The 9,549-nt window shown below is 35.0% G+C and carries 10 protein-coding genes; 1 reads left to right on the top strand and 9 read right to left on the bottom strand.

Going from position 1 to position 9,549, the window contains the following annotated elements:
* Positions 1 to 131: 131 nt before the first annotated feature.
* The 6 genes from DR871_RS09205 to DR871_RS09175 all read right to left on the bottom strand — a co-directional run bounded on the left by DR871_RS09205 (position 132) and on the right by DR871_RS09175 (position 5,873).
* A complete protein-coding gene (locus tag DR871_RS09205; RefSeq protein ID WP_113665554.1) occupies positions 132 to 1,814 on the bottom strand; it encodes a Na/Pi cotransporter family protein in 1,683 nt (560 codons plus the stop codon).
* Positions 1,815 to 1,981: 167 nt separating this feature from the next.
* Entirely contained in the window at positions 1,982 to 2,791 is an 810-nt protein-coding gene (locus DR871_RS09200) for an NIPSNAP family protein (RefSeq protein WP_113665555.1), read from the bottom strand.
* A gap of 105 nt (positions 2,792 to 2,896) precedes the next feature.
* Positions 2,897 to 4,027 (bottom strand): chromate efflux transporter, encoded by a 1,131-nt coding sequence (chrA, locus tag DR871_RS09190; RefSeq protein WP_113665556.1) that lies wholly within the window; start codon positions 4,025 to 4,027, stop codon positions 2,897 to 2,899.
* Between the two features lie 75 nt (positions 4,028 to 4,102).
* The gene (locus DR871_RS09185; RefSeq protein ID WP_113665557.1) at positions 4,103 to 4,663 is read right to left on the bottom strand and encodes a helix-turn-helix domain-containing protein; all 561 of its coding nucleotides are present in this window, start codon (positions 4,661 to 4,663) and stop codon (positions 4,103 to 4,105) included.
* Between the two features lie 105 nt (positions 4,664 to 4,768).
* Positions 4,769 to 5,353 (bottom strand): cytochrome b/b6 domain-containing protein, encoded by a 585-nt coding sequence (locus DR871_RS09180; protein ID WP_113665558.1) that lies wholly within the window; start codon positions 5,351 to 5,353, stop codon positions 4,769 to 4,771.
* Between the two features lie 82 nt (positions 5,354 to 5,435).
* Positions 5,436 to 5,873 (bottom strand): acyl-CoA thioesterase, encoded by a 438-nt coding sequence (locus tag DR871_RS09175; protein WP_113666039.1) that lies wholly within the window; start codon positions 5,871 to 5,873, stop codon positions 5,436 to 5,438.
* Positions 5,874 to 6,130: 257 nt separating this feature from the next.
* On the opposite strand from DR871_RS09175, the gene DR871_RS09170 reads away from it, so the two are divergent.
* Positions 6,131 to 6,511, top strand: coding sequence for a hypothetical protein (locus DR871_RS09170; protein WP_113665559.1), 381 nt, complete (start codon positions 6,131 to 6,133; stop codon positions 6,509 to 6,511).
* 99 nt (positions 6,512 to 6,610) lie between these two features.
* Here the strand turns inward: DR871_RS09170 and DR871_RS09165 are convergent, their stop codons facing one another.
* The 3 genes from DR871_RS09165 to DR871_RS09155 form a co-directional block, all read right to left on the bottom strand.
* Positions 6,611 to 8,083: a serine hydrolase gene (locus DR871_RS09165; protein ID WP_113665560.1), complete on the bottom strand. Its 1,473-nt coding sequence runs from the start codon at positions 8,081 to 8,083 to the stop codon at positions 6,611 to 6,613.
* Between the two features lie 82 nt (positions 8,084 to 8,165).
* On the bottom strand, positions 8,166 to 8,513 hold the full coding sequence (locus tag DR871_RS09160; protein WP_113665561.1) for a ligand-binding sensor domain-containing protein: 348 nt from the start codon (positions 8,511 to 8,513) through the stop codon (positions 8,166 to 8,168).
* A 12-nt stretch (positions 8,514 to 8,525) separates the two neighbouring features.
* Complete coding sequence (locus DR871_RS09155; protein WP_113665562.1) at positions 8,526 to 9,230, bottom strand: ligand-binding sensor domain-containing protein; 705 nt, start codon at positions 9,228 to 9,230, stop codon at positions 8,526 to 8,528.
* Between the last annotated feature and the right edge of the window lie 319 nt (positions 9,231 to 9,549).

Raw genomic sequence — 9,549 nt, 5'->3', positions numbered from 1 at the left:
TTAAATCAGAATTCAATTTCAATCCTAAAAGGAATTACCTGCAAAGGTCGAAAATTGAAAGTAAAATACCTTATATAATATAAAAATAAAGTTGTAAAATTTTTCGGAATTTTTTTATTTTTTTATAAAGTTTAGGTTTTGTAGATGGGGATTTCATTAAAATTCTGGGCATTTTTTTCGTCTAATAAAACATCTTTCACAGCCATTAGCATCGCTTTATTTGAAGTAAAAAGTTCTCTGTTAAAATTAATAACGGTTGTAATGTCAATACTTTCAATGGTTGTCAGTTGAACTTCTGTATAGAATGTGTTAAGTGCTGTCGTGTAATTTTTTTGAATAGTGTCAAAAAGAACTTTTAATTCTTCAAAATTTGTGGGTTCTTTTTTAGTCAGAAACGCATTTAATTTGTCATATAATTGTTGTGTCTCGTTTTTATGATGCAGGAAAAATTGGTATTTAATATCTTTAGAAGAGCGACTCAGATTGGTAATGTTTGCACCAATATCTTTCACGCTTTTTACGGCATGCATTGAACTTCGTGCAGCCGAAATTAATTGGTTGAGTTCTGAGTTTTGTTCACTGTTTAATTTAGTCCTTAATTTCAAATAGAAAGCCTGCATTTCCCCTTGCAACTGTTTCAGGAATTCATATTTTTCTTCGATGGATTTCGTTTCATAATTATTTTTTTCATTGATTTCAACGTAATCGCTTTGTTGTTTTAGAGCAGTCGTATCAATTTTAAATAATTCCAGATTGAAAAGCATCGAATTGTGAATGAAATAATTAGTTTCTCTTCGGAATAAATCAAGTGCCGTTACGGGTTCTGCAATAGAGGCGTGGCCAATAAAAGCAGCAGAATTACCATCGGTATTTTTAAAAAAACGTTCTAAAAATTTAGTAAAAATATCAAGAACAGGCAGAAAAAGTACAATCGCCAGTAAGTTAATCAGACTTGAAAATGTAACCAAGCCTATCAGCGGATCTTTGATTTTTATAACGTCAGTAATCAACTGAAGAATAGGTTTTAGCAATATAAATGCAATGGCGGTGATGAAAATATTGAACAATAAATTGCCTAAGGCGACGCGTTTTTTTGATGCGTTGCCTCCAATTGCACTTGCAAGAATTTTAATGATAGTTCCGGTCTCTCCTCCCAATACTATTGCGGCTGCCATAGGAAATCCTATTGCTCCGGCATTCAACGCACTTAATGTGAGCGCCATGTTTACGGAACTTGATTGCACAATGAGCGTAATCAAAAAACCAATAATAAGAAAAACGATTAGCGGCATCGAAGCATATTGCGAGAAATCAAAGTGTTGTACCTGCGTCTCCATGGCGGTTTTCATAAAGGAAAGTCCGATGAACATTAAGCCAAATCCCAAAAGAAAATAAGAAATGTATTTGAATTTTTTCCGGCTACCAAGCAAAATAAGTAAAAAACCACCCAAACAAACGGCTGGATAAGCAATCACTTCAATATCAGTTTTAAAACCTAAAGTGGCCACCAGCCAGCTGGCAATTGTTGTTCCTAAATTAGCACCAAGTATGATGGCCATTGCATTTTTCATCGTAAAAACACCTGCACCTACAAACGCCAAAACCATTAACGAAACCATCGAACTGCTTTGAAGTATGCCCGTAATTATAGTTCCGCCCGCAACGGCGCCAATATTGTTTTTAGTAATGCGTTGCAGAAATAGTTTGAAACTTCGGCCGGAGAGATTTTTCAACGATTCTTCTACCAAATACATGGCGAAAAGAAATAATCCCACACCTGCAGCAAGTTTTAGTATCGTATTGAGTGTTTCCATAGCTTAAATTGGTATTAAAGATACTTAAATTTATCAATACTACCTTTGTGAAGTTTTGACTTCTATTCTTTGCAAATTAGCATTTGGGGTATTGCTTTAAACAAAAAAACTACAACTTTTAGGGTTATAGTTTTAGTAGCTTACGATCGAAATCAGTTGTTGTAAACCTAATAATCAGAATAATCTGTTGGGTATAAAAAAGTAATATCGATGTGCGAAATATTATTTTTATACTTTTCCATAGCTATTAATCCTTTCCATTCTGGCGAATCTACAAAGGATTTCCAGTGCGCATCTCTACTTTGCTGGTCTGCAAAAGTGGTCATATACATTAAATTCGGCATTTTGGCTCCTGAAACAACATCGCCGTAAAAAACAGCATTAAAGGCAAGGCGTTTAAAGAGTTTTATTTCTCCACCGGCATTAAACATATCGACTTTATTGTGGTAAATTGCTTCGGTAGCTGATTCGTAGCTTCTCAATTCATAAACACGACTGGATCTAGCGCTGTTCAGTGCTGGTTTCGTCAAGAAAGGATGATCTGAAAAAGCTTTTAGTAAAATAGATTCTATTCGCAAATATGGCGGTTGTTTGTAGGTAGCATTTAAATAATCGGCGCCGGCAATTAAATATGTTTTGTCTTTCGCCAGTTTATCTTCTAATTCGAGGAATTGCTTCATGGATGAAAACGGAATTACTACAATAACTTTTTTTAAGGTGTCCGTAGCATTTGGTTTTGGTTTGAAAACACCAATATTTTTGATTCCCAGTTTTTTCAATCCAGGTAAATATGCTTCTTTTAGATATGCATCAGTGGTTTGTTCTTGCTGTTCGTTTTTAAAAATATAGGTCTTAATTTGGTAAAATTCTCTTGATTTTAGAGTAAGAGATGCAGCAATTGAATCGTTTGGAGCCCATTTAAAACTGGTTATGCTAAAAATGATCAACAGTGCAAAAAATAATTTTGTTAATTTCATTCTTGATTTTTTGGTTTGGTAGTTTTATTTATTCATCTATAAAAGTATAAAAAAAAAGACAACTTTATGGGGTAATTACTTGGGAAGCGAATTACTTTTTATTGTTTAAAGAAGGGTCAACATGTAACCCAAAATGGAACTGCCCAAAACGATAAATGCACTGTTAATTCTTTTGAAACCAAAAGTAATGGCGAGGCTTATCATGGCGATTAAAATGGTCCGCCAATCTGTAACGGTGTCTTTTGCCATGGCATAACATATCGAAATTATAATGGCCACAGAAGCTATATTTACCGCATCGAGGAATGCTGAAAAAGGTTTTGAATTTCTCATTTTTTTTACCAATGGATTCAGAAGCGCAACAAAAATAAAGGAAGGCAGAAAAATTGCAATTGTAGAAACTACTGCGCCGGAGAAACCTTTGATTTGATATCCAATAAAAGTTACTGATGAAAAAACTGGACCTGGTGTAAATTGTCCTACGGCAATTGCATCGATTAATTGTTGTCTTGTCAGCAGTCCGGTAGCCACGAGTTCAGCATCGAGAAAAGCAAAAAGTACATAACCGCTGCCATAAAGGATTGCGCCAATTTTCAAGAAAATCCAAAATAAATTCATATTGGTGGCAGTCAAAACTGTTGCGGTTGAAACCTGCATCAGCGTTATGGGCAGAAAAATAGAAGTGTTTTTCACTTTTTGGACTCGGATGAAATACCAGAACAAGGCAAATAATCCTGCTCCAAACATCAAATAGATTTCATGGAAGTCGAGTAAGGACAAGATTAATACAGCAATTCCGATTCCGGCTAATGGTATTGATTTCAGGGATTTCTTGGCCAATGGATAAATGGCAGCCAGAATCACGGCAATAATCGCGGGCTTTATGCCATAAATAAAGGGTTGAATTTCCGGTAACTGTCCATATTGTTTATAGCCCCAAGCAAAAAAACCGGTGATGAAAACTGCTGGCAGAATAAAACAGAGTCCAGCTGCAATCAGACCTTTCCAACCAGCTCGTTCATTGCCAATATGGATTGCCATTTCAGTGCTGTTGGGTCCCGGAATTAAATTTGTGGCACCTATGAGATCTAAAAAATGTTGTTCTGAAAGCCATTTTCGCTTTTGGACTACCTCTTCCTGCATCATCGCAATATGTGCCACCGGACCACCAAAAGCGGTAAGTCCCAACTTAAGGAATAGTTTGGCAAGCTCTTTTATTTCGGAATTTTGATTCATCTTTCTGAATCTTTTTTGTTAAAGGCAATACAACTATCGAAAGGCATTTGGTTTTATAAAAAGGAAGTTCTTTTATTAAATATTTTGAATGGTAATTCTTCTTTTTTCTTTTAAATTTTTAAAATGAGTAGGTGTCAATCCGGTTGCTTTTTTAAACTGATTTGACAAATGGGAAACACTGCTGTAATGCAGTTTGAAAGCTATGGCTGAAAGGGTGTGTTCCTCTAAAATGATGAGCTCTTTTATACGTTCTACTTTGAGTGAAATCACATATTGTTCAATTGTACTGGCTTCTATTTCGGAGAAAAAATTGGCTAAGTAGGTGTAACTGTGATTTAATTTTTCGCTTAGCAAAACAGAGAATTTGATGACTGGTTTTTCATCAGAATTATAGACGTAATCAATTATTACACTTCTGATTTTTTCAATCAGAATACCTTGTTTTTTTTCTAATAATTCTAATCCTGCTTTTTTAATTTTACTGTTTAATTTCTTTTTTTCACCCGTGGTGAGTTCTTCTTTCACTTCAATTTCACCAAGTTCTATTTTTATCGCTGTGATGTCGAGCTCTTCTAAAGCCTCTTTAACAAAGATTTTACAACTTTCGCAAGCCATATTTTTGACATATATTTTCATAGATGGGATATTGCATTAAATTTTTGGATTCCGAAGTTTATCCAAAATATTGTTTTTGTTTCTTGAAAACCGGATAATTTGCAAAAAAATGAGTGCTTTTTATTTCTAATTTTCTTCGGTCTTTGTTGGTCCGCTTACGATTCTGGAAATTAATCCTTGCTGCGTTGTTAATTCAGAATAGAAAACGCCTGATAAGTGAATCACAATAAACGCCAATAGATAGTAAATAGAAAGTACGTGTATTTCTTCCATGGATTCCTTTAGATTTTTTGGACCTAAAACGATAATTAAACCGGTAATCAGCGAAATAGCGACACAAACATAAAAAATGAGATATGTCCAATATTGAAATTTTTCTTTAATGCCTAAATCTTTGTGGAACGGATTAGAAAATTTCATTTGCCCAAAAAATGGAAGCGCCATCCGAATACTATACAAACCTACCAAAGCATAACCAATATAAATATGCCAGTCCCACATGGGTTTTCTTATTTTTTTAGCAAGCGTAATGAGTTGGTCTTGCGTCAACTTTTGATCTGTAGTCGCTAAATAATCTTGAATAATTAGCGCAACATTATTTTTATTCATCCACGTCAAACGTAGAAAAATCGTGACAAGCAATAAAGTCATGCAAATGGCGATTGACCAATGCATTATTCTGTAAATGGCGGAGTATTCTCTGTTTTTCATGATTTTTGAGTGCTAGTAACGTTACGCTTTTGATTCTCGTTTGATTTAAAATGCGAAAATGATTCTAATTTCCCGATTTTTTTTATGTAGTCACGAAGCTCTCGCTTTTAGGAAAAATACTCAAGGCTTCCATCGCAATTGCGGGAGTAGGAGATGCTAGTTTTCGAAGTTTAAGATCCATCCATGCGCCATCAACTGTTATGGTTGCGCATAGTTTATTGTCTTCATTCATGAATTCATGTACAATGGACCAGCGGGAAGCATCCGCATTTACTTTTGAAGTTTTGGTGTACATGGAAATTTTATCCGAAAGTTTTATTTCCTTTCTAAACACACATTCTTCCCTAAACAGAATCGGGCCAAAGCCTTGCGCTTGCATCACCTTCATTGTTAAACCAAGACTTTCCAGTATTTCGATACGATGTTGTGCACCAAAGTCATAATAAGCGCTGTGTCGAACATGAAAATTAGGGTCAAGATCAGACCAACGAAAGGATAATTCTTTGCTAAATGAAGTCATTGTAATTATTTTTAAAGTTGTTTGCGCTATTCTTTTGGATTGCTTTACCAGAAATTTATTACGCATTGTTACGGTCAAAACTACGAATAATATGTGGAATGAAAAGGAACTCACGAACCTTTTTAATCCTTTTTTAAGGATACGCTACCAAAAGTAATTGGGGATTTTGTAGTTTCTTTTTCTTCAAAAAAAAATGTGGCGTGTCTTTTGTATAAGAAAAGAATTGTCCAATTCTGGATAATAGAAAATAACCATGTATGAAAAAAATGATTGTACTGTTATTGCTATCGGGTGGTATTTATGCTCAGGAACAAGTGTTTTATGTGCAACGGTATTGCATAGATGAAGAGCCTTTTAAACAAGGCGAATGCAATGTATCAGGAAATGAATACTCTTTTGTGTTTCTTGACACTCATAAGCGTACTGTAGTTTTCTTTCTCACAGCTACAAAGATGAAATATAAAATTGTAGACTCGGGCATTTTTGCTCCCGATAGGAATTATACGTTCTATACTTTAGAAAATGAGAAAGGTCAAGTAACAATGCGGATAAACAAGCAAAATACTAAAATTGAATTCCTGTATCCCAATACGCATGTTTATTTGACCGTTGGGAAGTCAACTAAGGCGGTGAATTAAAAAGTGAATTTAAGAGCGTGATTTTTATTATTATCCGCACGGTCATGTTTTTGAAATCAAACATGATCCGTGCGGTTTTTTTTAAACAGGTCTACTAATTTAGGACTTTGAAATTTCTTCCAATACTTTTTTCCCATTTTCATTATTTGGATCCAGTTCCACTGATTTTTTATAATTTAGAATAGCAAGCTTTTTATCTCCGTTTTTCAAATAGGCTTCTCCCAAACTATCGTAGGCATTTCCTGATTTTGGAAACGCTTCTACATTTAGTTTGAAAACTTCTATTGCTTCTTTTACTTTTCCGGTTTGTAACAATTGATATCCTGCGGTATTCATTTCATTTTCGTTGATAGCATAGGTATTTGAATTTTTATTTTCATTAAAATAAGTTAATCCGGAAGCAATTCCTTTTTCCAGAATAACGTCTACGAAAGCAACAGCCAATGATTTTTTAGGCAAACTGTACGGTTTATTGTATAAGATGTTTCGAATTGCTTTACTCATCTCGTTTAAGTTTGTACCGCCTGTATTATTTAACAAAACCACTAGATTTTTGTCAGACGGAATACGGGAGAGCAAGGTGTTGAATCCATTTATTCCACCGCCATGCTCAGTAACTATGATACTCTCATTTTTTTCTCCATTGAAAGCCTTATTGATAAACCATCCATAACCATATTGTCCTGGTCCTGCAGGAATATAGGAATTAAATAACAGCTCTTTATTTTTTGTCGAAAGTAACTGTTCGGTGTAAAGTGCTTGATCCCATAAATACAAATCATCTACATTGGAATACAAAGAACCGGCAGCGTAGGGGATAGACAAATCAAGGTAACTGGCATTGCTGTAGTTTTTACCATTTTTCTCATAACCGGAAGCTCTGTTTTTCAAAATTGTCTCATGATGGTCGAATCCTGTATTATTCATTTTGAGTGGCGTAAGAATATTGTCTTGCAAAAACTGCTCATAAGTTTTACCGGAAACCTTCTCTATAATATAACCCAATAAAAAATAACCGGAATTGCTGTATGCAAATTTTTCTCCCGGCGTAAACTCCAGCGGTAGGTCAGCGAATTTTTTTACAAAAGCTTCCGGACTGTAAGGATTGATACTTAAATCTTTCACGAAATTAGGAAACGAAGTATAATTAGGAATTCCAGCGGTGTGCGTTAGTAAATGATGAATAGTGATTTTATCGCCCAATGCTTTAGGATAATCAGGAAGATAGGTTGTAATAGGAACATCCAACTTTAATTTTCCCTGCTCAACTAATTGAAGTATTAGCATGGCGGTAAATTGTTTGGTAACAGAACCCAAACGGTGTTTAGTGTCTGGCTGGTTCGGAATATTCCATTCCATGTTTGCCATTCCAAATCCCTTTTTATAAATAACTTTACCTGCGTCAGCGACAAGAATGGAGCCGTTAAATTGCCCGTAGTCCGAATATAGATTCATCAATTTATCGATTTGTTCTGCTTTGGTTTGCCCAAAGGAAACCGTTACTGTAAATAGCTGGATGAATAGACCAATTAGGATTGTTTTTACTGCAAAATGCTTGGAACGTTGTTTCATAATGATTGTTGGTTTTAGTGATTGATGTTTTTTTGTACTTTTTGTCTGTTGTTGCAAATTTTGTTTATTAGTCCGTTACAGGCTAGTGTTTATATTCCGAATAATTAATAAATGTTTTTCCATCGTAAAGGGAGAGACCTGTTTCTCTCGTACCCACCCAAATATTTCCTTTTTTATCTTCCAAAATTGCCCAAACACCGTTATTGATTAGTCCATCTTTTGTTGTAAAACAAGTGAAAGCTTTTCCATCGTAACGGCAAATACCGCCAGCGCCACCAAACCAAATATTTCTGTTTTTATCTTCTATAATTCGCATAACCGAATCACTTACCAAGCCATCACTTTTTGTAAAACTAGTAAATGATTTTCCATCATAACGGTAAACCCCGCTCCAATTGCTGAACCAAATATTTCCGTTCTTGTCTTGCAATGCGGGCCAAGCCTAATTGTCGCCATTTGGTTTAAGATTGATTATAGATTTTCCATCGTAACGAAACACACCCTTATTACCCCTTCCACCAAACCAAATGTTACCAGCTTTATCCTCTAAAATATATTCCACGTTATTGTTACTGCTCATATAGCCAACTCCGCCCTCATTAATTATAAACGGAGTAAAGGATTTGCCATCGTAGATGTAAACACCATTGATTGTTGCGAACCATAGTTTTCCGCTTTTGTCCTGCATGATACTGAATACCTCCTGCGTTTTTCTAAACTTGTTGGGAGGCAGGTTTTTTCGTAAAGGGATCTGGATCTTAGTAAATGTTTTACCATCGTAAAGGCAAACTCCCGCTGGAGTACCTATCCAAATTTTACCATCTTTATCTTCCAAAAGGGCATTAATATTATTACTGTTGAGCCCATCGCTTACTAAAAATTGGGTAAAGGATTTTCCGTCATATTTATAAAGACCATTTTCTGTGGTGCCAAACCAAAGGTTACCGGCTTTGTCCTGCAGCGCAGATTGTACATTGCCATATTTAGGCGAGCCTATGGTTTTTATAAGTTTGGGATGTGCAACAGATAGCGATTCACTTATCTCTCCTTTTGGCAAGTCTTTTTTAACGGGTCCGTTGCAGGCAGTGCCAAAAAGTAATATTGTCAGAAAAGTAAAAACTCGCATTTGTGAGAAATATTTTTTCATCGTTCAATCTATTTGTCGGTTTGGGTGTCGCTCTGCAATGACCATTAACTTGTATATATTTGTTGCACAGTAGCGGACATAGACCCAAATATATGTATAACTTAGAAGAGCAACTGTAAAGTTCACCATATTTTTATTGCGTTAGTTTTTAATATTTAAAACTAAGTCTTTTTTTGAACAATTTTTAAGAAAGTCTGCGAAAAATAGTTTGCACAAGTAATCGCTTTCTATAAAAATTTTCTGTAATAATAGAGCAAGTACGGTAATTATTTGGCAGTATTTAATTTAATAGTCTTAATAGTATGGCACAGGAGATCAG

This window comes from Flavobacterium petrolei, from assembly GCF_003314435.2.
GTDB classification, from domain to species: Bacteria; Bacteroidota; Bacteroidia; order Flavobacteriales; family Flavobacteriaceae; genus Flavobacterium; species Flavobacterium petrolei.
Note: the sequence above shows the minus strand (reverse complement) of the source record. Positions and strands in the feature narration are given on the sequence as shown.

What these genes read in the sequence shown, in the direction of transcription:
- DR871_RS09180 (WP_113665558.1), bottom strand. Translation starts at nt 5,353, where the DNA reads ATGAAAAACAGAGAATACTCCGCCATTTACAGAATAATGCATTGGTCA.
- DR871_RS09185 (WP_113665557.1), bottom strand. Translation starts at nt 4,663, where the DNA reads ATGAAAATATATGTCAAAAATATGGCTTGCGAAAGTTGTAAAATCTTT.
- DR871_RS09200 (WP_113665555.1), bottom strand. Translation starts at nt 2,791, where the DNA reads ATGAAATTAACAAAATTATTTTTTGCACTGTTGATCATTTTTAGCATA.
- chrA (WP_113665556.1), bottom strand. Translation starts at nt 4,027, where the DNA reads ATGAATCAAAATTCCGAAATAAAAGAGCTTGCCAAACTATTCCTTAAG.
- DR871_RS09170 (WP_113665559.1), top strand. Translation starts at nt 6,131, where the DNA reads ATGAAAAAAATGATTGTACTGTTATTGCTATCGGGTGGTATTTATGCT.
- DR871_RS09155 (WP_113665562.1), bottom strand. Translation starts at nt 9,230, where the DNA reads ATGAAAAAATATTTCTCACAAATGCGAGTTTTTACTTTTCTGACAATA.
- DR871_RS09175 (WP_113666039.1), bottom strand. Translation starts at nt 5,873, where the DNA reads ATGACTTCATTTAGCAAAGAATTATCCTTTCGTTGGTCTGATCTTGAC.
- DR871_RS09205 (WP_113665554.1), bottom strand. Translation starts at nt 1,814, where the DNA reads ATGGAAACACTCAATACGATACTAAAACTTGCTGCAGGTGTGGGATTA.
- DR871_RS09165 (WP_113665560.1), bottom strand. Translation starts at nt 8,083, where the DNA reads ATGAAACAACGTTCCAAGCATTTTGCAGTAAAAACAATCCTAATTGGT.